We start from the raw sequence: 22,917 nt of genomic DNA, 5'->3' as shown, positions 1-22,917 counted from the left end.
GACAGAATCATAGATAACTCCTTCACTAGGATTAGCTCTTTATATGCTATCCAAGCACAAGGCATTACATCGGGGCAATAGTGTGCTTCTTCGGCAGATCGCTTTCCTGCTTGGTGGCCAGTTGGCGCAGTGCCTGACGGAGCGCCAACCGGGACTGATTCGGCTGAATCATCGCGTCTAGATAGCCACGCTCGGCCGCGACATAAGGAGCGGTCATGGTCTCATCATAGAAGTCCATGAACATCTTCTTGGTCATTTCGCGCTGTTCCGGGGTCTCGGCGGCATCGAGCTGCTTACCGGCGATCATCACCACGGCAGCGGCCGCGCCCATCACGGCGATCTGCGCGGTCGGCCACGCTAGGTTAATATCACCGGTCAGGTTCTTCGAGCCCATCACGGCATAGGCACCGCCGTAGGCTTTGCGCACGATGAGCGAAACCTTCGGCACGGTGGCTTCCACCACGGCGAAGGCAAACTTGGCGCCGCGGTGGATAAGACCCACCTTTTCCTGTTCTACGCCCGGCAGGTAGCCCGGGGTATCCACTACGAATACCAGCGGAATGTTATAGGCATCGCAGATGCGGATGAAACGCGCGCCCTTATCGGCGGCGTCGGCATCAATGCAGCCCGCAAGGTGCATGGGGTTATTGGCCACAAAGCCAACGGTCTTGCCATCGATGCGACCGAAAGCGGTGATCATATTGGGCGCGAAGTTTTCTTGAATCTCAATGAGGTCCTCGTCATCGCCCAACTGGGTCAACAAGTCCATCATGTCGTAGCCAGCATTGGTGTCATCCGGCATGAAGGCATTGAGCTCTTCGTCTTCGGCCACTTCGGCGTCGGAAGGCGCAGCGAACTCCGGTGACTCATCAAAGCAGGTCAGCGGCAGGTGATCGAGGAGATCGCGGACCATATCAAAGGCGTCATCCTCGGAAGGGACGACTGCCGAGACGTTACCGTTGAGCTCTTGCTGGCGAGCACCGCCGAGCTCAGCGGAGGTAATATCCTCACCGGTAACCTCACGGATGACGTTCGGGCCGGTGACATACATTTCCGCTTCCTCGTCCACGGCAATGACAAAGTCCGTGGTCACGGGAGCATAGACGGCGCCACCGGCGGACTTACCCATCATGATGGAAATCTGCGGGCTGCGGCCGGACAGCGGGAGCTGGCGGCGGGCGATCTCGGAGTACATGGCCAACGAAGTCACCGCATCCTGGATGCGGGCGCCGCCGGAATCCTGAATACCGATGACTGGGCAGCCAATCTTGATAGCCATGTCCATGACCTCGGTGACCTTCTTGCCAAAGGTCACGCCGACAGAGCCGCCGTAGACGGTTTTATCGTGGGCGTAGATACACACTGGGCGGCCGGAGATGCGGCCATAACCGGTGACCACACCATCGGAATAAATGGCGTCAGGGTCACCTGGGGTCTTACCCAAGGAGCCGGTTTCGACGAAGGAACCCTCATCTAGCAATTCATCGATGCGTTGACGAGGCGTGGTACGCCCAGCCTCGTCGCGGCGCTTGCGGGAGCGCTCACTGCCTGGGTCCTGCGCCTTGTCCAGACGCTCGCGCAGGTCAGCGAGTTTCTCAGCGGTTGTCTGCTTGGCCGCCACGTATCTTCTCCTCGATCCATTCGTCCATATGCTTGCCCACGATGCCGATGGCTGGCTCGTCTGGCACTGCAAGGTGATCGCCTTGCAGCTGCACAATTTCTAGATCCTTAACGATAACTCCCCAACCGCCGTCGGGGTCAATCTCAGCGTAGCGCGGCTCCAGCTCAATCGCACCGTCGTGCATGCGCTCGGAACGGAAAAGCAGCACCGGCACGGTGACATCGGCCCAGCGATGGAAGTCGATCTTGGCCAGAATCTGGTTATCCACGAAGGAAGCGCGCTGGTGCTCCAGGACGCCGGCGGCAAGGCCGTGCTCGGAGGCGTCGGTAGTAGCGAGGAACTCCGCCAGCATGGTCATGAGCGCATCTTCGCCCATGGTCTCCAGCATCTCGTACGGCGGCTCGAAGTCCAGGCCATAGGTCTTCTTGGCAAAGGCCGCGTAGCGCTCCCACCGGGCGCGAGTTTCTTCCGGGGTATCCGGCGCTGGGTTCGACGGCTGGGTGGTATCCAGCAGCGCGATGAACGCCACGTCTGCCGACTCCTGGCCGCGCTGGGTGCGCTGATGCAGCTGGTAGGCCACCTCGTAGGCCAGCGCGCCACCGAAGGACCACCCGCCGAGCACGACCTTGCGGCCGCGCGCGTAGTGCAAGATGTCCTCGATATAAGCCTCGGCTCGCTCCTCCAGCGAGCCCTCAATGCGCTCTACGCCGTAGACCGCCACGTCCTCGGGCAGGCGGCGGGTCAGTGGCTGGTAGACCACAGTGGTGCCGCCGGCTGGGTGGAACATGAATACGGCAGGACCATCAGCCTCGCGCAGGACGCGGATATTGCCTTCTACCTCGGTCTCCAAGCCCTCGCGGACGAGATCGGCCAAAGTCTCTAGCGCCTCGGCCTCGTGGACCTGCTGGGCGGTGACCTCGATGCCGGCGCGCTCAGTGAGGCGCTCGGCAATCTGGGTGGCAACCTCGTCGCTCACCTCAGGCAGCGCCGAGGTAACGCCCGCCGCGGCCTTTCCGGTGAAGGTGGCCCAGGTACCAAAGACCATGCGCTCCGAGGCATCGCGCGGGGCAACGCCGACGCCCTGGCCGGGCTCGTCTTCTTCTGGTGCAGGCGTATCCGCAGAAGCAATGTCGCTGGTATCCACGCTGCCGCCGGCGACGGCCTCTTCCACCATGGCAATGACGTCTGCCAGGGAGGCGTCGCGAAGCGCCTGCACCTGCAGCGGCGGAATCTGGAAGTCATTTTCCACGCGGTTCTTAATGCGCATGCCCATCAGGGAATCCAGGCCCAAGTCAATGAGCGGCAGCTCGCGCGGCAGGTCAGAGACGTCGTAGCCCATGGATTCCGACACGATGAGTGCGAGGCGATCCTCCACGGTTTCCTCCGCGGGATCCCAGCGCACGGCATCAACCTCTGCGGTTGCTGCAGGCTCGCTTTCAGGCACATCGGCCACGCCCGGGATAGGCGCCGCGCCCAAGTCCAAGGCGGAGGCAAAGCCTTCTGCTAGGAGCTCCGTCTGTGCGCCTCGGACGGCGTAGACGGCTACGGACATACCACCGATGGACTGGCTTACCACGGTGGTGACCTCACCGCGCGGCGGCAGGTCGGCGTGTTCCTCGGTAGCGATGATGCGCGCCCCAGGCTTGACGGCCTCGGCCGCCGCCTCCACGATGGCCAGCGCGGATGGCGCCTGATCCGCATTGGTAGAGAAGGCAACCTTGCCCTCGGGCAGATTGACGCGTGCACCCGGCAGGCCGGATACGCCGGCCGACGGACGCGCGTTGGTCCAGAATCGCTGGCGGTTGAACTGGGTATAGGGCGCCTCTACGCGCGCACCGGAGCCAAATACCGCACCGAAGTCCACCGGCATGCCAGCGACATAGAGCTTGCTGAGCAGATCCAGCAAGGACTCGGTGGGATCCACCTTGCGCTTCAACGCATACAGCAGCTGCGCATCGGCCTTGCCCACGGCGAAGGCGGTGGACATGAGGCCCATCAGCGCCACCGGGTTCGGCGAGATTTCTACCAGCTGGGTGTGGCCAGCGTTGAAGGCCGCCTCGGTGGCATCCTGCAGATAGACCGAGTGGCGGGTCATGCGCAGCCAATAGTCCTCATCGTGGACGGTGGTACCAGGGCGATAAACCTCGCCCTTATCCACGGAGGAAAACAGCGGGGTGTGCAGCGGCTTGGCCTCCATGCCGGCGATGGCTGCATGCAGCTCGCCCAGGATGGGGTCCACGGCCGAGGTATGCCCTGCTGCCTTCACATTGAGCGCACGGGCGAACTTGCCCTCACCGTCGAGCTTTTCCACCAGGTCCAGCACCTCTTGGCGAGGGCCGCCCACGGTGGTCATACCGGGTCCGGTATACACGGCGGGTTCGATATTGCCGTCGAGCGCGGCAATATCCTCGGCCGAGAGCTCTACGACGGCCATGGCTCCTTGCTCGGCATCGCTTAGCGACGCCTCACCCTCACCCATCAACCGCGCGCGGTGGCAGGCAATAACCATGGCGTCCTCTGCGGAGATGCCGCCTGCGGCATAGGCCGCGGCAATCTCGCCCATGGACATGCCCATCACGCCGGCCGGGCGCACGCCAAAGGAAGCGAACAGGTCCGTCAATGCAATCTGAATGGCGGTAATGGCCACCTGGGCGGTCTCGGTGTCATAGGTTTGGGCATCGTCGTTGACGATATCCAGGATGGACCAGCCGGACTCAAAGTCCACGATGGCATCCAGCTCTTCCAAGCGGGCCTTGAACTGCGGCGAGAGCGCAATCATGTCCTTCGCCATCTTGCGGTGCTGGGATCCGAAACCGGAGTAAACAAATACCGGGCCCGGAACCTGCGGGGAATCCGCAGCGGCGATGCCAACGGAAACCTTGCCCTCCGCTACCTGGCGCAGGCGCTTGACTGCTTCCTCGGTGGAGCTAGCCGTCACGACGGCACGGGAACGGGAGTGGTTGCGGCGGGCGACGGTGCGGGCGACGTCGACAAGCGCGGGCTTTTCCGCCTCAATGAAGTCTGCCAACAGGGCCGCAGCGCGTGCCCGGCGCGAAGGCAAGAGGCCAGAGACCGGCAACGCCACCGTGTCGGTGGAAAGCTGCGGCGCGCGTTCAGCCGGGGTGCCGCGGTAATCGGTGAGCACGACGTGCGCATTGGTGCCACCGAAACCAAAGCCGGATACGCCAGCGACCTTATGGCCGGAGTACTCGGGCCACTCGCGCGGATCCTCGACTACCTCGAGGTGCTCGGCCTCGAAATCGATATAGCGATTCGGCGCCGAATAGTTGATATTCGCCGGAATCACGTCATTGCGCATGGCCTGAATGACCTTGATGAGGCCGACCACGCCCGCGGCGGATTCAGAGTGGCCGATATTGGTCTTGGCAGAGCCGAGCAAAATTGGAGTTTCGACCCCGCGGCCCGCACCGAGCACGCGGCCCAGGGCGGAGGCCTCGATCGGATCGCCCAAGATGGTGCCGGTGCCGTGGGCCTCGATATAGTCCACGTCCTGCGGATTTACACCCGCATCAGCATAGGCGCGGCGCAGCACATCCTCCTGCGCTTCCGGGTTCGGGGCGGTCAGGCCATTGGAGTGGCCATCGGAGTTAACGGCCGAGCCCTTGATGACGGCGAGGATATCGTCGCCGTCCGCTTCCGCGTCTTCCAAGCGCTTAAGCACGAGGACGCCGGCGGCGTCGGCACGCACGATGCCATCGGCGTCGTCAGAAAAGGCGTGAATGGCGCTCGTCGGAGAGGTAACGCCCAACTCCGAGAACGCCGTGGACGCATGCGGGGCGGACAGAATATTCACGCCGCCTGCCAGCGCCACGTCCGCGCTACCCGTGCGCAAATCCTTCATCGCCTGGTTCACCGCCACGAGGGAGGAGGAGCAAGCCGTATCCACGTTGATGGAAGGGCCGCGGAAATCCAGGGCGTAGGAAATGCGATTAGCCACTACGGCGGAAGAAATGCCGGTCAGCGCATACGGGTGCATCTCGGCGGAATCAGCACCGATGAGCATGCCGTAGTCATTATTGGTCGAGCCCATGTACACACCGGTCTGCGTTCCCCGCAGCTCATTAGCGGGAACACCAGCGTTTTCTAGCGCTTCCCACACCAACTCCAACAGGATGCGCTGCTGCGGATCCATATTGGCAGCCTCAAGTGGGGACAGGCCAAAAAATTCCGCATCAAAGGACGCGATGTCTTCGATATAGCCGCCGTCGGTATTCTGCTGAGCGATCTTCTCGCTCATGACCGGATCGGCGGAGTACTCGGACCACCGGCCCACTGGCAACGGGCCGGTGCCCGCGCGGGATTCCGCCAACATAGACCAGAACTCTTGGGCGTTCTTGGCGCCCGGGAAGCGTCCGGAAAGACCAATGACCGCAATGTCGGATCCCTGCGCGATCCGCGGGGCGCGCTCTTCCGGCTGGGGCGCCGCCGGTGCGTTCAGCAGGCGGTCCGCCAGCAGCTCGATGGTGGGATACTCATATGCCACGGTGGCATCGAGGCGGGTGCCCAGAAGGTTTTCCAGCTCGCCGGATAGCACTACAGCATCCCGCGAGGAGAGGCCATAATTTTCCAAAGGCTTGGAATCTAGGATCTCTTCGGCGGAAACACCGGTGGCCTGGGCGACCCAGTCACGCAGCCATGCTCGCAGTTGCTCGATGGTCATAAAAAGGTCTTTCGTTACGGAAAAATACTAAACGGCATAGGGGTATATCGCTATATTTTGTCACTTTGTTAGCGATATATCAGAATCCCACATAATTCTTCTTGGCTACGCGGCGCGCAATCTTGCCGGAGGACGTGCGGTTAATTTCGCCAGGTGCCTTCCACACGATGTCATCCGGAGTGATGCCGTGGTGGGCAGTGACCGCGGTGCGAATGGCCTCGGCTGCCTCGGCATCGCCGGACGGCTGCGCATCATCGGCGCGCTCCACCAGCAAAACGAGGGACTCAGAGTCATTGCCTTCCACGGAGAAGGCAGCAACGGAATCCGGGCGAACCTGCGCGGAAGCTGCTTGCACCGTGCCCTCAATATCCTGCGGATAATGGTTGCGCCCAGCAATGACGATGAGATCCTTCAGGCGGCCGGTGATATACAATTCCCCATCCACGATGGTTGCCAAATCTCCGGTGGCCATCCAGTAATCGTCTTCCGGCAGGCCATCTTGTTGACGCTCACCCAGTGTATTGCGGAAGGTCGCAGCAGTTTCCTCTGGGCGGTTGAGGTAACCGGTGGCCATATTGGGACCGTGGACCCAGATTTCTCCGATAACGCCGTCCTTCACCTCGGCGCGAGTTTCCGGATCCACAATGGCGAGGTGCTGATGCGGCACGCACTGTCCATTGGAGGCGTAGGCAACGGTGTCTTCGGATTTATCCTCGATGACGGCGCGACCTGCAGCTAGCTCCGCGCGGTTAAAGTGCGCGATGACCGGGCGCTTGTCAGTTTGCGGGGTAGACACAATAAGCGCCGCTTCTGCCAGCCCATAGGACGGACGCAGTACGGAACGATCCACGCTGAAGGCATCGAGGAAGGAGTCCACGGCCGATTCGGTCACCGGCTCGGAACCGATAATGATGCCGGCCACGTGCGAGAAATCTGCATCCTTGGCATGGCGCGCAGCGAGTTCCAAGGCAAAGTTCGGGATGGCGGTATAGGTGGCCTGCTTGCCCGCGGTGAGGCGCCGGACCCAGCGATCCGGGTGCTGGATAAAATCGCGCGGGGTCATCACCTCGAAGTCGAGGCCCAAAATGGTGACAAATACGGCCAGGATGATGCCCATATCGTGGTGCATCGGCAGCCAAGAAACGATGCGGGCAGGCATCTGCAGCTGCAGGGCCTGGAAGATCTGCGCCACGTTGGTAATAATCGCGCGATTGGTGAGCTCCACACCGGCCGGGGTGCGGGTGGAACCGGAGGTATACTGCAGAAAGGCAGTGTCCTCTGCGGTTCCCTCCACAGGAGTCCAGGAGGACGCCAAAGAATTAGGAAGGGCGTCGAGGGAAATGATGCGCGGGCGCTCGCGTTGAGCGGAAAAGTACGTGCGCACTGCCGCCGCCGATACGCGGTTAGTCACCACAATGGACGGTTCGCAGTCACCAAATACGGCCTTTAGGTGGTCCGAGTGCCCCGGTTCGTTGGGGTCATATAGCGGAATCGGCACCATGCCCGCATAAAGAGCACCCAAGAAGCCGAAGACATATTCCGGTGAATTACCAGCCAAGATGGCCACGCGGGTACCAGGCTCTGCCACCTGCTGCAGGCGCGCCGCCACCACCTTGATGCGGTTATTGACCTGTGCGCGGGTAAGCTCCCGGCAGGTTTCTTCCTCCCCGTAGATCCACTGGCGCATCACCACGCGGTCTGGGTCGGTCTCCGCTTGGAAGAGATTCTCTGCCAACTGAGCCAAGGTGAACTCGGGCGCTAGAAACTGCCCCATCTGCGCTTTCAGATCCATCGATTCTCCTTAGGTAAATGGTTTCGGTAATAAAACTATCGGAGTTGGGGGAATGGTTGTTACGCGGCGTCGATAAGCTGGCGGGCCCAGCCCACTACCCACTGGTTGGCAGTCGTGCCATCGATAACGCCACTATTGGAGGCGTATTGCGCATGCACGCCATTCGCGGCAATCAAACCCTGCGCCCGCTCAAGTGCATTGGTCACGTTTGGCGGGGCATCACAAACCGAATCATTGGGCGCGCAAATCTGGAAGGTGCGATCCGCGAGGCTACCGAACCCATTCTGGCGCGCACCACGCATGGAGGCACCTGGCACGATGGGCTGAACCAGTCCGGATACCGGCTGAAGGGCAATTTCCGCACCGACACCACCAACCTTGCGACCCGGGTTTTGCCCGACGCCATTTTGACGGCGACCGTCCGCGATAAGGGCCACACCTGCAATGCTTTCCGCCGGCACCACACTTTGGCCGCCACCAATCTCATCGGCAACGTCGCCAGCAATCACCGCACCCTGAGAAAAGCCGCTCAAAATAAATTTGGTAGCTGGGCAGCTTTGGTGAACGCTACGTAGCTCGTCATTCATCTTGGCGGTTCCCTCAGTGCGGGAATCGTCGTAGCTCATTTCGTGCTGCGCATTAATATTTTTGAATTGCGCGGTATAGGGAAGGGTCCAAACCTTCACGTCATCCCCGTAAGCCTCCTGCAACGGCTTCGTAATAGACAGCATGAACGAGCGCGGGTTGGCAGAAGGATTGATGGGGTCGTCGTCAGCCGCGGACTCCCAAGTACCCGGGGCAGAAATGAACTCCACACGGGGGCACCACTCGGGCTGCTGCGGTTGCGGCGGCGCGGCCTGCTCCGTGGTATGCGGAGCCGGGGAATCAGTGCCTTGGTTGAAGTAACGCGACGCGCCCACGCCAATGACAGCTAATACGACGAGGGCCGCGACAACGGTAATAGTTTTTCGCATGGATTAGTTGTACCAGGTAAACCTAGCAAATCCCTGAACGTGCAGAATCCTTGATGAGCTGGGAAAGCTCCTCAAAACTCTGCGTGGTGCGCTGCTGCTCGATGAGCTGGCCGGCAACCGCAGAAATGGTGACCTCATTCTCGTCGCAGGCCGCTTTGCCGGCTCCGAGAAGCTGATCCTCTACGCCATCGACGTTAACGCCGGCGTCCTTGAGCTTGTCCAAGTACTTGGCGTCCGGTTCCGGCACCTCAGCGGACGGGATTTCAGAGATCTCGCGCGCACCGCGATCTTCTTGCGACTTAGAGGTGGCACTCTCCGAAGAAGAGGAAGGAGCATCGGACTCGCGCTCGAGGGGCGCGACCTCGGTCTCTTGCGGCGGTTCGCTATCCACCGTGGCGGAATCGCAGCCCGCAAGACCCAAGCACAGCGCCGCGCCCACAACTACTAGCTTGCGCATAGCTACTTCTTCTCGGTCCGAACCTGGCCGAGGACCTCGCTGATCTTGCCGTGCTGGAATTCCTGGCTCAGGCCGCCAGCGGCAATCTCGGAGTAGTCAGAAGTAGGCCAGCCGAACTCGCCCTGCTCCCAGCCAGCCTGGCCCCAGCGGTCCATGATCTTGCTCTTCAGAATGTAGTGCGCGCCAGTCTTCGGGGACCAGTAGATGCTGCCCTTCTCAAAGGTCTGGAAGAAGCCGCCATCGACGGCGTTCTCACCGGACGTCGGGAAGCCGAGCGCAGATTCAGCGCCGCCCATGTCCTTGTACTTGGCGCCGATAGCACCGTGGACTACCTGGTTGGAGCCATCCGAGTTACGGGTCAGGATGCCATCCTGGAATTCCTGCATGTAGCCCTCGCCGACCTTCTTGACCGGGCCGGTCGGGTACTTCAGGTCGCCCTTTTCGTAGCCATTCTTGCCCCAGGCCTGGAACATATCGCCGGTAATCTCCCAAGCGCCGGTCTCCGGGGACCAGTAGATGGAGCCGTGCTCAAAGTGCACGAAGCGACCCTTGCCGTCCGGGGTCTTAGACTCGCCGGTCTTAGGGAAGCCCAGCCAGGAGGTAGGCCCGCCGATTTCGGCGTAGCGGGCACCAATGCGGCCGAAGAGGGCGTGCGCACCGGTATCCGGGGACCAGTAAGCGGTACCGGACTCGAAGTCCTGGGCCTTGCCCTTCTTGGCGACGTCGTACTCGTTATTCAAGCAAGAGCCAATGACGCCGCTCTTGGTTTCCTTGGCGATGGCACCAATGGCCTCACAGTCCGCACCGCGATCAGCCTTGTCCATCTCGAGGGCATCTGCGATGTAGGGCCATGCCTGCTGCATCTCAAACTGCCAGTATTCCCAGCTGTGCACGCCGGATGGGCGGAACTTAATCACTGGGTTAATCTTGGCGCGCTTTGCGTAGTCCACATAGGTCTGGGTGGACATGCGGGAAATGACCTCCAAGCCCATACCGGCAAGGTTGGCCTGACCCTTGGCTACGGAGTTGGCGTTACCAAAGTCATCCTTGCCCGAACCTGCAGAGACATACACCTTCATGTCCTTCAGGTTTTCAATGCCCAGCTTCGGATCGTGGTCGATCCAGTTTTGGGAACCTGGCTCGCCCCACATCTTGCGGGAATCATAGCCGCCGGCATCTCGTTGCGCCGCCATGATGGCTTCCGGCATGCCGCGTGTAGTGGTGTCCAGGTAGCCGGAGAAGGAGCCCACGAAGTTAAACAGGTGCGGGTTACGCTCAGCCAAGTTCATCGCGGCGGTGCCGCCCATGGACAGGCCGGTGACCGCACGCTTGTGGTTCGAGCGGTACTCATTGTCCAAGATGGGGATCAATTCCTTGGTCAGGAAGGTCTCCCACATGTAGCGCTGACCGCGGTCTGCCTGCTCCCAGTCCGAATAGAAGGAAGATTCGCCGCCTACCGGCATAACTAGGTTGACGTTACGGTCAGCGTACTGGTTCAAAATATTGGTCTCGATGGTCCAGCCGGACTCATCGTCACGGGCACGTAGGCCGTCGAGCGCCCATACCTCTGGGAACTTCTTCTCCGGGTGGGAGTACCAGTCACGAGCAAGCTGGATTTGTACCTTCTGCTCTTTATCCGGCATAGCCGCGGACTTGATGTAGACCATCAGGTGGCGGTTGGTCAGGTACTCCACACGGTTGATCTTCACGCCCTCCGGCAGGCCCTTAACATCCGGGTATTCGGTGTTCAGCGGGGTGCGGGCGGGCGGTTCCTTCGGTGCGAAGTGATCGGACAGGCTGGAATCGCCGCCGATGGCGGAAGAGAGATCGCCTACGGAAGATTGTGCGGTGGCGTTTGGCAGCAGAGCCAAACCCACGGCAATAGCGGTAGGTACTGCGGCCACTGCAAGGCCCTTGCGAGCTTTGCTCGGGGAAGTGCTTTTGCGCATAGGTAAACGTCCTTGAAGATTTGCCGCGGTACCTTTCCGAGGGTTCCCCTCCCCCGGACCGATGCCTGCGGCGTGAGCTGTCTATCGTGTGCTCAAGTTTAAGTTGAACTTGAGACTTACGCTAGACTGACACGCCGCTACATTGCCGGGGAGTTGCCCGGGTTATCCTGTCCGCTCACGCGGTACAGGTGCTCGTTAACAAACTCGCCGACGCCCCAGCGTGCCAGCTCCCGGCCGTAGCCGGAGCGGTTCACGCCACCGAATGGCAGGCCTGCTGCGGTTACCGACGCCTCGTTGACGAACGTCATGCCATCGTTGAGCTGGTTTGCCACCTCAAACGCGGCATCCAGGTCGGTGCCCCACACGGAGCTGGACAGACCATACTCCGAGTTATTGGCAATTCCGATGGCCTCTTCAACGTCCTTGGCCTTGTAGACAATAGCCACAGGGCCGAAAATCTCGTTGCAGCCAACGTCGGTGGATGGGTCGACGTCGGTAAGCAGCGCAGGCTCCATGTAGGCGCCCTCGCGGTCAATCTTCTTGCCGCCTACACGGATCTTGGCATCACCATTGGCCGCAGCCTTTTCCAGGCGCTCCACGATCTCATCGCGAGCACCGATGGAGGACAGCGGACCAATGTCGGCATTCTCGTCGTCATAAGTGCCGACCTTCATGTCCCCAATCTTCTTCTCCAGGTACTCCACGGTGCGGTCGTAGAAGTCCTCCAAAACGATGAGGCGCTTTGGCGCGTTGCAGGCCTGGCCGGTGTTGTACATGCGGATTAGGTTGTACTGATCCAGTACCCACTCTAGGTTCTCATCATCAATAACCAGGAACGGGTCGTTGCCGCCCAGCTCCAGCACGGACTTCTTGTAATTTTCACCGGCGGTCTTGGCCACGGCAGAGCCTGCACCCTCCGAACCGGTCAGCGAAACACCCTTGATGCGCTTATCCGCTACAAAGGCATCCATCTGGGAACCGGAAGCGTAGATGTTGATGTACGCATCCTTCGGCAGACCAGCCTCTTCCAGGATGTCCTGGCACGCCTGGGAAGACAACGGGCAGATGGAAGCGTGCTTGAGCACAATGGTGTTACCCAGCAGCAGGTTAGGCGCCGCGAAGCGGGCCACCTGGTAGTACGGGAAGTTCCACGGCATGATGCCGAGCAACGGGCCGATCGGCTCCTTGCGCACTACGGTCTTGTCGGCATTCTGTGCCGGCAGGTACTCGTCGGCAAGCAGCTCGTGCGCGTGCTCGGAGTAATAACGGTAAATATCGGCAACAATCTGTACCTCGGCCTTGGCCCAACGGGTCAGCTTGCCCATCTCGCGGCCGATGTGATCCGCTAACTCATCAATGCGCTCTTCATAAAGATCAGCTGCGCGGGACAAAACCGCAGCACGCTCCTCGATGCGAGTGCTACGCCATGCATCGTAGGCCGCGGTGGAACGGTCTAGGATGTCATCGCGCTGCGAATCATCGATACGTTCAAACTGGTCTTCACTCTTGCCTGTGTTTGGATTCTCAATAGCGAACATGCGCCCCTGTATAGTCCCAACTCACAAACCTTGCAATGGCCCCCTCCTGAGCTTGAGGAATCGCTCCCACGTCAGCTTCCAATGAATATTCCGGGGCGCCAGAGGACCTGCCGCTCGGTCCACCTCATAGGTGCCATCCTCAAACATCCAGACAATATCTCCGGTAAACGGGTCCATGATGTATCGCACCCGACCATCCGTCTTCACGTTATGGTGATGCTGACACAAGCTCACCAGATTTCCCACACTGGTAGGCCCTTTGTCGCCGTACTCCACTCGGTGATCCAATTGACAATAGTGTGCTGGCATCGAGCACCCTGGCCACCGGCAGGTCGCGTCCCGTCCCTGCACCCAGGCACGGATTTCTTCTGAGGGGACATACTTTTTGACGTCCTCGGCGGTTAGAGTTCGCACCGCAGAGTCATGTGCTAAGTCCTCCCCCAGATCGCACCATCCCGCGCTAGGAATGAAGACGCGGGAAGGATCCTCCCCGGTGCGATAGGTGTTAATCACCACCTTGGTACTAGTGCGGTTGAAGATCAGACTTTCCAGCGCTTCTGCCTTTGACACCCCGTCTTGTGCTGCCGCTTTATCAACATGCCTGAAGATTGCCGCCGCAGTGGCCTTATCCGTCTTCAATACAATCGTGGCTTGTCCACCCGAATAGGACACCGACACTGCGCGCTCGATCTGCGCCGACAAATCTGGCTTCAGCAGCCCATCAATGAATCCACGCAGGAAATTTCGGATTTCCGGTTCCGTCGGCACGTGCTGTCCTGGGTCTTTGGGCGTGAGGAAATCTGCCAAGGCCGCATCAACCAGTTGGATCTGCGCTTCATCCTCGCCGAGGGGACGCAATTCCACGTCAATGACCTGGAGTCGCGGAAGGTCCAAAATCCAGTGTTCCGTTTGTACCGCGGTAGTAAGCGGCAGCTCGCGCATCCGAAAGTGGGCTTGGATCGCACTTGATACCCGCCATCGCGAAAGACCGAGCCTCTTAGACAATATGGCCAGTGTGCAATCAACGTCGTCTTCTAACTGTGGCAGCACTGCCTGGAACAGTTGCCATGATTGAATTCTTTGCACCATGGCCATGACACACACGGTGTCTTCCATGTCATTGGTAGAAAAATACGCCTGTTTTGGTGGTGCGGTAGCAGTAGTCACGAAAGCTCCCCCTCTAAATAGATTCGCACACCCAATCGAACTGACACCCATAGATTAACGCAACGCCGAGACACCCGCAATAGTTAGACGCATATTTGTTCGATACCCGCCGCAAAAGAAAATCCCCCTTCCATCAGGAAGGAGGATCAGGCCGCGAGAATTACCAAGCGTTCATAACGTTAAGTACCTGTGGCTTAGAGCGGTTGAGCTGGTAGCCGAACTGTTCCCAGTTGTGCAGACCCTGTGCTGGGTAGTCCACGGTCGGGTTCAGGCCCTGCAGGCGAGCGGCGCCCTCCCACACGCGGGTGGTGATATTGGAGCCGAACTCGAGTGCAGCACCTGCCGCTTGGTGCTCCGGCAGGTAGTGGCTATCGCCGGCGCCTGGGACACCAGAAGCTGCGGAGATGTACAGGTTGGTATTGCGCAACTGCGGAATAAGCAGCAGCGGATCGTTCTGGAAACGCTTCGGGTTAAACAGGGAACCGTACATAGCGTTGATGTTGAATCCGCCCGCATCCAGCATGGCAAAGCGCATCATGGTCTGAGCGCCCGGAACCGTGGTGGTCAGGAAGCCGGAGTAGGACAGCGCCTGACGGAACTGGTTCGGGTGCTTAGCAGCCAGGGTCAGAGCGGCACCGGCGCCCATGGACAGGCCAGCAATGGAGTTATTGTTGCGGGCAACACCGAAGTTACGCTCCAAGTAGCCAGGGAGCTCGCTGGTCAGGAAGGTTTCCCACTTGTAGTTGACCGGATTTTCCAGGTCGTAGGTAGCAGGACCCTGCCAGTCAGCGTAGAAGGAAGCGGCACCACCGACGGGCATAGCGAGGGTGATGTTGTGCGGCTCGTAGGTCTTGGCAGCATTAACGTCATTTACCCATGCGTTAGTGCGATCGGTGGCACGCAGGCCATCTAGCAGGTAGAGGGCAGCATTGCCGCCGCGCTTTGCCGGCTGAACCTGCACCGGAATGGTGCGGCCCATAGCCTGGGACCAAACGTCGCAACGCTGGACCCACCAGCCAACCTTGTCCCACTCACACGTACCAGTGGCGTCACGGCGCAGCCAGTCGCGGTTGGCTGCCTCTGCCGGCTGGGAACCCGCCACGACGGCCAGGCCCAAAGCTACGGCAACTGCCATGATGACTGAAAGGACGCGACCCTTGATGGATGCAGTCATCTTTCTCCTTCAAACTACTCGGTGATTGTCACTAAGTTCTATCGTCCGGAACCTGTATACCGTTAACGTCACGGATCGATAACAATGTCACAGAATAGTGTAACTTAGGTTCTCCCTAAAGTCTGCATTTAAAGGGATTAATGCAGGTAGTCAGAGGGATCAGAAGAAAAAGTGAGGGTCCGGCCATCGGTCAGGGAGAATTTAATATTTTTCCAGAAACGGTCCCAAGTTAGGGGTTCCCTGTATGTGGCGAAGAGTTTCTGAAAATCGGCGTCGGCAAGCGCGGCGCGAGCCTTGGCTGCCTCGTACTTATCAATCCACGCCGGGATCTCGTCAATATCGGCCGCGGAATCTGCCACCTGCCACGACATATCCAAGCTCTTGTCGTGCCCAATGCGTCCGCCCTCGATGCGCGGCTGGCGCGCCGCCAAGGGGTTGCTAAGGCCGATATTGTCCAGCACGCGAATATCCAGCGGCGCATTCATGGAAGACAGGCCCAAATTGAGCAGGTAAACGGTCGGCGGATCGGTGCGCGAAGGATCCGCAGGCGTGGCCGTCCACGAGAACCGATCTTCGCCCTTGATATAGCGGAAGGTCATGGCGTCGCCGGCCTCTAGCTCGTCGATGCCCTCTTGGTAGTCCTCCATAAACTTGGCGCCGAGGAATTCTTCAGCGCGCATGGGCGGATCCTGGCGCTGGGTGGCATAGGTCCAGAAATCACGCTCGTCCACGATGGAAATCTCATCCGCATAGATGCTGCGATCCACCGGATGGCCGCGCAGAACGATAACCAGCGCCCACACCGCGCAGAGGACGGAGACGATCCACATGCGTACGCTAACGACAAAGATCGGAAGCAGAAACGCAAAGAGCGGCAGCAGCAGCATGCGGCCGTGCATAAAGTCTCCGCCCACGCGCAAGACGTAAAGCGTATGGATGAGCGCCGCGCCCACAAAAAGATACGTGGCAGTGGCGGTGGATCGCAGAGCCGTGGGGCGCAGGTCCACCTTCCATAGACCGGCAATGGCCAGCACGATGAGCGGCAGGAAGAGCCAGTACGGCCCGGCAAAGTCCGCCAGGTAGGTAAAGCCCTTGCCCCATTCGGAACCAGCCGCGGACTTAGCCACGGCCGTGTGCGGGGTCAGCAGGCCGTAGTAGCCCATGCGGAAAATCTCATAGGCCAACGGCAGCGGCACTGCGACGGCAAGAATCTTCCACCAGCGGTGGGATACGAGCAGCACGATTCCCACCAGGCCGCCGTACAGAGCGAGCTCTGGGCGCACCAGCCAGGACAGCCCGGCCCAGAAGGCGAGCCAATAGGCGTCGCTATTGCTCCCGGAGTGGCGGCGCGGGCGCGACCACCGCAACAACAGCCACCACAGCACCGCAAGGTAGAAGATGCACAGGCCCCATTCCAGGCCGGAGGTAAAGAAGTCGCGGGCCGGTGGCAGGGCCAAATACACAAGTGCGCCGGCCGGAAGGACGGCTCCAGAGCGCATGCTTGCCGACGCCCCCGTGCCCACAACCATTGCCGCTACAGCCAAGAAGAGGCCGAAATAAATGGCGATGCCTTCCAGGTTTGCGTGGGACACCCAGCGCACAAGGAAGATAAGGTACTGCCATAGCGTGGAGGTATTGGCCTCCACGCGCTCGCCCATATTGAACACGGGCCCGTTACCGGCTTCGAGGTTGCGCACGGTGCGCAGGACGATGAGGCCGTCATCAGAAATCCAGCGGCGAGCGAAGCCGCCCCAGAAAGATAAAACACCGATCACAAGAATGACCGCTGGGGTACTCCAGCGGGCGATACTCTTGTGGTCGGTGTTAAGCACGGGGAGAAAGTTTATCAGCCCCGCAGAAAATTTCTATATCGATTCCGCTGTGTCTAGAACAACGGCATGATATAAACCGCCATGGCAATGCAGGCGAGCCAGGCCAAGGCGAGAACCTGCAAAGTGCGGTCCTCGAGTGCAATCTCGTCCGGTGCGCCGCCCTGGCCGCGGTCCACATCGGCCGCGTAGCGCAGGATGGCGATAGTAAACGGCACCATGGAAATCTGGTACCACACGCCACCGGTCTGAGCGTCGTTAGCGAGCTCGAAGCCCCACAGGGTGTAGCAGATGACCACCGCGGTGGCGGCTAGGGTCCACACGAAGCGCAGGTAAGTGGGCGTATACCCCTCCAGGGACTTGCGGATTTTCGCGCCGGTCTGTTCTACCAACAGGATCTCCGAGTAGCGCTTGCCGGAGGCCATAAACAGCGAGCCGAAGGCCGCCACCAGCAGGAACCACTGGGATAGCTCGATGCCTGCGGCTACGCCACCGGCCATGGTGCGCAGCATGAAGCCAGAGGAAACCAGGGCAATATCGATCACCGGCATATGCTTCCAGCCAAAGCAATAGCCCAACTGCAACGCGATATAAATCGCCATCACGATAGCCAGCTGCGGCCCAGCGGTGGCAAGGAAAGACAGGCCGATGGACAGGCCGATGAGCACCACGGCCATGACATAGGCGAGCTTAATCGGCAGCACGCCCGAGGCAATCGGGCGGAAGCGCTTGGTCGGATGCTCTTGGTCCTCTCGCCAATCCTTCGCATCGTTAATCAGGTAAATGGAGGAAGCACCGAGGCAGAAGACGACGAAGGCCAAGAGGACGTCGAGAAGCACGCGGCCATGGAACAGCGCATCGGCGCCGGCCGCGGCGGGGGCAGCCAGCACCAGGACGTTTTTGACCCACTGCTTGGGGCGCAGGGCCTTAATCATGCCATCGACAAGATTCTTCGGCGGCTTGCGCTTGCGGCCGGTATCTACGCCGGAGGTGTGCGGTTCCGAATGGAAAAAGTGCTGGTTTCCATCATCACTCATGCTTCATTCCTTTCATCACGACCTCCGCGGTAGCAGCGCCGATGGCCGCACCCACGGCCGTGTCTGTTGGATAGTGCACTCCGAGCACCATACGCGATGCCATCATTACCGGCACGCCGAGAAGGGGCGCCTTGCGGCCGGTCAGGCGGCTTACCGCCACCAGGAATGCGGTGGTCGAAGTCGCGTGCGAGCTAGGGAAAGACAATGTGGAGGGCGTCTTTACCCCCACGCGCACGTACGGATAATCCGGGCGCTTGCGGCGCACGATGCGCTTGAGCACCACACTGGCGGCGTGCGCGAGGAAGGCGGCGGCCCCAACACGGACCCAGCCTTCGCGGCGGCGCTTGTCGATGCCCGCCCCTACCGCAGCGCTGCCCATCCAACCTAAGGCATGCTCGCCCCAGTGGCTAAGCCCGCGGGCGGTGGGAAGTACGCCGGGCACGTCGAAAGCCGCACCCTGGATGGACTCGAGGACGCGCGATTCGGCTACGGAAAGCTTATTGGGCATCGAAGACCTTCTTCCACGACTCGCGCGAGGTCAGCTCCGGCTGGGCCGCGCGGTATTCGGCGCGCAGGTCGTCGAAGTTCTCTTCGATTTCCTTCAGTAATTCGCGGGTCTGGGCCACGAGGTCCTTGGCTAGGTCGCGGTCACGCTTGCGGAAGGCGACGCCGGTGCCACCGGCGGTGGACACGGTGGCCGAATCTACGCGGGACAAGGTGAACCAGCGGGCCTCGTCCGGGGTGAGGTTGAGCTGCGGCGCCTCATGGTGCGCAGCATCTTCCTTGCTGACGAGATGCTTGAGGCCCTTGATGGCCCACGGGATCTTCTTGATCTTGGCCAGGCGGCCGCCGATATTGCGGGTGGGCACGCCCGGCGCGCCGGTGGGAGCTGGCAGCTCATCGGCGGATTCCAGGATGACGGCATCGGAGTAGTTCTTGCGGATCTGCGCGATGCGCGGCAGCGAAGACTCCAGGATGTCGAAGAGATGGTCCGGCCCGGCCAGGAAGTCTCGCATAGCCTCAATCTGGATGGCCATGGTGGAGTATTCCATGCACATGGTGTGCTTGAGAGTGGACTTAAAGATGGACTTGGTAATGCCCTTGGCCGGCCCCTCGTGGTACATCGCGGCCACGATGAGGCGGTTGCGCAGGTGGAAGTAGGCCTGCCAGTCAATGGCATCGTCCTTATCCGCCCAGGCCATGTGCCAGATAGCGGCGCCCGGCCAGGTCACCGTGGGGAATCCGTTGCGCGCCGCGCGCAGGGAGTACTCGGTATCGTCCCACTTGATAAACAGCGGCAGCGGCTGGCCGTTGGTTTCTGCCACGATGCGCGGGAAGAGGCACATCCACCAGCCGTTGTACTCCACGTCAACGCGGCGATGCAGCGCGCGGGAATCGTACTTCTTGGGATCCAGGTGAGTCTCGCGGGTGCCGATGGCGCGCAGCGGGTACTTGGCAAAGTCGTGGTCGTAGACGGCGTGCGGCGCCGCGCCCCACATGAAATCGGCACGGTTGACCTGCTCGCCGGTGGTGCGCAGCTGGGAGCGCTCCTGCAGGTTGAGCATCTGGCCGCCGACGATGATGGGCTTGGCCGCGTAGCGGGCCGCCTGAACCGCACGCAGCACGGAGTCCGGCTCGATGGCGATGTCATCGTCCATGTACAGGATGAAGGGCGAATCGGTATTTTCCAGCGCCTCGTACATGATGCGGGAGTAGCCGCCGGAGCCGCCCAGGTTGCCCTGGCGGAATTCGCGGAAGCGCTCACCAAAGTGGGCCACCGCCTCGTCGTAACCCGGCTCATCGGCGGGGTGCTGGTTGCCTTGATCCGGCATGAGGACGAAGTCGATGATCTCATCTACCACCGGGTCCTCGGCCAGCGCTTGAAGCGCTGCCACGGCATCGGTGGGGCGGTTAAAGGTGGGAATGCCAACCGCCACGCGCTTGTCCTGCGCCGGCTGCTCGGTGCCGTCCGGCAAAAGCTGTGGGCCGGGGGCGTGGGGGGAGCACCAGGCGGCGTCGGCAAGCGTGGTTTCCTGCTCGGCGGTGATATCGAACCACAGCCAGCCGCCATCCTCGAAGTTTTTAAGCGGCAGCTCAAACTCGTGGTGGCCGGTGCCTACCAGGTGGTTGGCCACGGAAATGCGCTGGCCATCCTGCTTGGAGCGGTAGAGGGAAATATTTGCTTGACCCTCAATGTCCAGGCTGAGGATTACGGAGCGCAGCTGGGACCAGCGGCGCCAGTAGGAGGCTGGGAAGGCATTGAAGTAGGTTTCAAAAGATGCTTCCTCGCCGGCCGGGATGGTGACGGAGGTGCGGTTAAACCAGCTGAGGCGTTCGCGGTTTTGCTCGGCCTCGATGAGGTAAAGCATCCGCACATCAAAGGGCTCGCCGCGCTTAGGCAGCAGGATGCGCTGCAGGGGCTCATGGGCCTGGGTGTTGTTGGCAGTCACGATAGCTTCGATTCTCCAAACGGTATAAACAGTAGTCAGCGATTTAGCGTAGTTGCTTTTGCATAAGTACTACGGTTTACACGCGGAGCCCGTAATATGGAACATCATGAGATGGGTTCCTTGCGCGGCAGCAGTAGGTCTTCTCGCTGTAGCCAGCGCGCCCGCCGCTATCGCAGAGGAAAAGCCCGCGGTGGAGTTTCTGGACCACGCCCAAATCCTTAGCACTTCGGACGAAGAGGCCATCAAATCGCAAGCCCAGTCCATGCATTTGCCGGATTCCGTGCACGAGGTCCTCTACGCTACGTACCCGAATTCGGGCGAGGAATTTTCCCGCACCCTGTTCCATGACTTGGAACGCGAGCATCCACAGTTCATCAGCGGAAGTGGGCTACAGAAAAATGTGCTCGTCATCGCGGTAGGTTTTGAGCCCAATAGTATGGCCGTGCACTGCGGCACAGAGGTGTGCCAGGACATCAAGATTTATGACGAGGGCCGCGTGGACGGCATCTTGGACCAGATGCGGTCGGCGTTGGCGGACGATGACTATACCATCGGCATGATCTTGGCCACTCGCGCCGCCGCGGATACCACCGTGCGCCGGCAATATACGCAGGATATGCCCACGTGGTCCGTATTCATCGCGGCCACTATGGTGCTCGTGGTTCTGGGCGCGGTTGGCCTCATTACCTACTTGTTCATCCGCCGCGCCCGAGTGCGCAAGCGCTTCGATTATATTAAGGGCGCTCGCGACGGGGCTGAGGAACTCATCAAGCGCACGGAAGCACGGATTGACGCCCTGCATTCCCCCTTAGCGGGCGACTACCTGAAGGTACAGTGGCGCTCTCTGGTCAATCAGTACACCGATGCGCGGCCGACGCTCAAGGCGCTGGAGGACATCCAAGACTATTCGCTTCACGCTGCCTCCATCAAGGAGGCGTACAAAGCGCTCAAGCAGATCAATACGGCCGCAGCGCAGATAGATTCCCTGGAAAATTTCTGCGCCGGCGATACTGCGGTGCGCGCGGGCGAGGTGCAATGGCTGCTTGGCGACGCCCAAGCGGCCCTCTCCCGCCAGCCCGACAACGCCAGCTTGCGCCAGATAACGCAGCGCATTAGCGACCTGTCCCAGGATTTGTCGCGGGAAGACTTCGATTCCGCCTTCGCTCGCGTCCTCGAGGACTATCACCCCATGGTGGGCGCGCTGCCAGAACGGCTATATCCGCAGCGCGACCGCAAAACTCCCCCACTGTTGGGCACGCCGGAATGGCGCCCCGGCATGGGCACGCACTACATGCCCTATAGGTTTGCGGGCTTCTGGGTGGCCAATAATAACGTCTCCTCCCAGCTGCCCAACCCGTATCGCTTCTAGGCGTTGACCGGCTCGGTTACCGGATCGATGCCCAGCTTATTGAGCATGTAGAGTACGCGGGCTTCGAGGTCATCAGCCAATTCGCGCGCCTCCTCCACGGTATCCGCGGCAGGAATATCCCAAATCTTGATGTCCTTGCCCGCCTCATCGCGTTCTACCTCGCGGCCCAAGAACACGATGTAATCCGGCATCGCTACCGTGCGCACCTCATCGAGGTACTTATTCGGGGCCTCGCCCATGCCGCGCTCGTTCATGACGTGGGCAAGGTGGCCTTCCGCTTCGTTTTCTGGGTGAGCAACGGCGGTATCTACAAAGAGGGCTTCGCCGGCATGCTTGCGGGTCAGTTCCGCTGCGGCTTGGGCCAGCGCATTATTGGTACCGGCGGCAAAACGTACGTGCAGGCGGTGAGCACCGAAGTAATCGCGCACCTCACGCTCCACCAAAAGCGGCACGAATTCATCGAGCTCCGCCTTCTTGGTGTGCTTGGCAATAACCTCATCGAGCCTGGCATCGATTTCCACGGCCGTGTACTCGTGGCCGTAGTTCTCGTGCAGATCCTGGCGCAGGGTTTCAAACTGGTTCATTGTTATCCCCTTTCTCGGATTATTGTCCCGTTTGCTAATTGTTAACCTGTCGTTAACTTTAATGGTTAACGTTGGGTTAAGTCAAACGGTTGGGTATAACCCAATAGTTTTCTGCACCGAAAAGCGGAAAGGCCCGCCGGGAGTTCCGGCAGGCCTTCTTGGACTGTTCTTTCTTTTTATCGGGAATGCGCGATGCGCGGCTACGTAATTTCAGATGTTCCTGCAGCCGCTCCGGCGACATTTTCCACATGCGGCGGTCAGCCATGCCGTCACCTCCTTTCCTCAGAGGTGATCA

16 protein-coding genes are annotated in these 22,917 nt (G+C 60.4%); 1 reads left to right on the top strand and 15 read right to left on the bottom strand.

Going from position 1 to position 22,917, the window contains the following annotated elements:
• Positions 1 to 64: 64 nt before the first annotated feature.
• From RAE09_RS08445 to RAE09_RS08385, 13 genes are all read right to left on the bottom strand, one after another.
• A complete protein-coding gene (locus tag RAE09_RS08445) occupies positions 65 to 1,621 on the bottom strand; it encodes an acyl-CoA carboxylase subunit beta (RefSeq protein WP_316981465.1) in 1,557 nt (518 codons plus the stop codon).
• Entirely contained in the window at positions 1,596 to 6,302 is a 4,707-nt protein-coding gene (locus RAE09_RS08440; RefSeq protein WP_316981464.1) for an alpha/beta fold hydrolase, read from the bottom strand. Before RAE09_RS08440 ends, RAE09_RS08445 begins: the two co-directional genes overlap by 26 nt.
• Before the next feature lie 79 nt (positions 6,303 to 6,381).
• Positions 6,382 to 8,094, bottom strand: a complete 1,713-nt coding sequence (locus RAE09_RS08435; RefSeq protein WP_200435606.1) for an AMP-binding protein — start codon at positions 8,092 to 8,094, stop codon at positions 6,382 to 6,384.
• 59 nt (positions 8,095 to 8,153) lie between these two features.
• Positions 8,154 to 9,068, bottom strand: coding sequence for a cutinase family protein (locus RAE09_RS08430; protein WP_316981463.1), 915 nt, complete (start codon positions 9,066 to 9,068; stop codon positions 8,154 to 8,156).
• Positions 9,069 to 9,090: 22 nt separating this feature from the next.
• The gene (locus tag RAE09_RS08425) at positions 9,091 to 9,525 is read right to left on the bottom strand and encodes a hypothetical protein (RefSeq protein ID WP_284821352.1); all 435 of its coding nucleotides are present in this window, start codon (positions 9,523 to 9,525) and stop codon (positions 9,091 to 9,093) included.
• A 2-nt stretch (positions 9,526 to 9,527) separates the two neighbouring features.
• Positions 9,528 to 11,474 (bottom strand): alpha/beta hydrolase-fold protein, encoded by a 1,947-nt coding sequence (locus RAE09_RS08420; RefSeq protein ID WP_316981462.1) that lies wholly within the window; start codon positions 11,472 to 11,474, stop codon positions 9,528 to 9,530.
• Positions 11,475 to 11,611: 137 nt separating this feature from the next.
• Complete coding sequence (locus RAE09_RS08415; RefSeq protein ID WP_316981461.1) at positions 11,612 to 13,012, bottom strand: NAD-dependent succinate-semialdehyde dehydrogenase; 1,401 nt, start codon at positions 13,010 to 13,012, stop codon at positions 11,612 to 11,614.
• A 21-nt stretch (positions 13,013 to 13,033) separates the two neighbouring features.
• Positions 13,034 to 14,179, bottom strand: a complete 1,146-nt coding sequence (locus RAE09_RS08410) for an HNH endonuclease signature motif containing protein (RefSeq protein WP_316981460.1) — start codon at positions 14,177 to 14,179, stop codon at positions 13,034 to 13,036.
• 160 nt (positions 14,180 to 14,339) lie between these two features.
• On the bottom strand, positions 14,340 to 15,353 hold the full coding sequence (locus RAE09_RS08405) for an alpha/beta hydrolase (RefSeq protein ID WP_150850360.1): 1,014 nt from the start codon (positions 15,351 to 15,353) through the stop codon (positions 14,340 to 14,342).
• Between the two features lie 137 nt (positions 15,354 to 15,490).
• Positions 15,491 to 17,185 carry a hypothetical protein gene (locus RAE09_RS08400; RefSeq protein WP_316981459.1) on the bottom strand — a complete coding sequence of 565 codons (1,695 nt, stop codon included), beginning with the start codon at positions 17,183 to 17,185 and terminating at the stop codon, positions 15,491 to 15,493.
• Positions 17,186 to 17,238: 53 nt separating this feature from the next.
• The gene (locus RAE09_RS08395) at positions 17,239 to 18,219 is read right to left on the bottom strand and encodes a decaprenyl-phosphate phosphoribosyltransferase (protein WP_250409107.1); all 981 of its coding nucleotides are present in this window, start codon (positions 18,217 to 18,219) and stop codon (positions 17,239 to 17,241) included.
• Positions 18,212 to 18,727, bottom strand: coding sequence for a phosphatase PAP2 family protein (locus RAE09_RS08390; RefSeq protein ID WP_005325407.1), 516 nt, complete (start codon positions 18,725 to 18,727; stop codon positions 18,212 to 18,214). The genes RAE09_RS08395 and RAE09_RS08390 overlap by 8 nt, the downstream gene beginning before the upstream one ends.
• Positions 18,717 to 20,669 (bottom strand): glycosyltransferase, encoded by a 1,953-nt coding sequence (locus RAE09_RS08385; protein ID WP_316981458.1) that lies wholly within the window; start codon positions 20,667 to 20,669, stop codon positions 18,717 to 18,719. Before RAE09_RS08385 ends, RAE09_RS08390 begins: the two co-directional genes overlap by 11 nt.
• Positions 20,670 to 20,775: 106 nt before the next feature.
• Between RAE09_RS08385 and RAE09_RS08380 the strand changes: the two genes are divergently transcribed.
• Positions 20,776 to 22,038, top strand: coding sequence for a hypothetical protein (locus tag RAE09_RS08380; RefSeq protein ID WP_239228417.1), 1,263 nt, complete (start codon positions 20,776 to 20,778; stop codon positions 22,036 to 22,038).
• Here the strand turns inward: RAE09_RS08380 and RAE09_RS08375 are convergent.
• Both RAE09_RS08375 and RAE09_RS08370 read right to left on the bottom strand, forming a co-directional pair.
• Positions 22,035 to 22,622 (bottom strand): three-helix bundle dimerization domain-containing protein, encoded by a 588-nt coding sequence (locus RAE09_RS08375; protein WP_316981457.1) that lies wholly within the window; start codon positions 22,620 to 22,622, stop codon positions 22,035 to 22,037. The genes RAE09_RS08380 and RAE09_RS08375 overlap by 4 nt on opposite strands.
• A gap of 76 nt (positions 22,623 to 22,698) precedes the next feature.
• Entirely contained in the window at positions 22,699 to 22,887 is a 189-nt protein-coding gene (locus RAE09_RS08370; RefSeq protein ID WP_005325400.1) for a hypothetical protein, read from the bottom strand.
• Positions 22,888 to 22,917: the final 30 nt, after the last annotated feature.

The organism is Corynebacterium tuberculostearicum (assembly GCF_032821615.1).
GTDB classification, from domain to species: Bacteria; Actinomycetota; Actinomycetes; order Mycobacteriales; family Mycobacteriaceae; genus Corynebacterium; species Corynebacterium tuberculostearicum_H.
Note: the sequence above shows the minus strand (reverse complement) of the source record. Positions and strands in the feature narration are given on the sequence as shown.

Coding starts and splice junctions, on each gene's coding strand:
- RAE09_RS08415 (WP_316981461.1), bottom strand. CDS start 13,012: ATGTTCGCTATTGAGAATCCAAACACAGGCAAGAGTGAAGACCAGTTT.
- RAE09_RS08430 (WP_316981463.1), bottom strand. CDS start 9,068: ATGCGAAAAACTATTACCGTTGTCGCGGCCCTCGTCGTATTAGCTGTC.
- RAE09_RS08380 (WP_239228417.1), top strand. CDS start 20,776: ATGAGATGGGTTCCTTGCGCGGCAGCAGTAGGTCTTCTCGCTGTAGCC.
- RAE09_RS08440 (WP_316981464.1), bottom strand. CDS start 6,302: ATGACCATCGAGCAACTGCGAGCATGGCTGCGTGACTGGGTCGCCCAG.
- RAE09_RS08425 (WP_284821352.1), bottom strand. CDS start 9,525: ATGCGCAAGCTAGTAGTTGTGGGCGCGGCGCTGTGCTTGGGTCTTGCG.
- RAE09_RS08370 (WP_005325400.1), bottom strand. CDS start 22,887: ATGGCTGACCGCCGCATGTGGAAAATGTCGCCGGAGCGGCTGCAGGAA.
- RAE09_RS08390 (WP_005325407.1), bottom strand. CDS start 18,727: ATGCCCAATAAGCTTTCCGTAGCCGAATCGCGCGTCCTCGAGTCCATC.
- RAE09_RS08375 (WP_316981457.1), bottom strand. CDS start 22,622: ATGAACCAGTTTGAAACCCTGCGCCAGGATCTGCACGAGAACTACGGC.
- RAE09_RS08420 (WP_316981462.1), bottom strand. CDS start 11,474: ATGCGCAAAAGCACTTCCCCGAGCAAAGCTCGCAAGGGCCTTGCAGTG.
- RAE09_RS08395 (WP_250409107.1), bottom strand. CDS start 18,219: ATGAGTGATGATGGAAACCAGCACTTTTTCCATTCGGAACCGCACACC.
- RAE09_RS08405 (WP_150850360.1), bottom strand. CDS start 15,353: ATGACTGCATCCATCAAGGGTCGCGTCCTTTCAGTCATCATGGCAGTT.
- RAE09_RS08435 (WP_200435606.1), bottom strand. CDS start 8,094: ATGGATCTGAAAGCGCAGATGGGGCAGTTTCTAGCGCCCGAGTTCACC.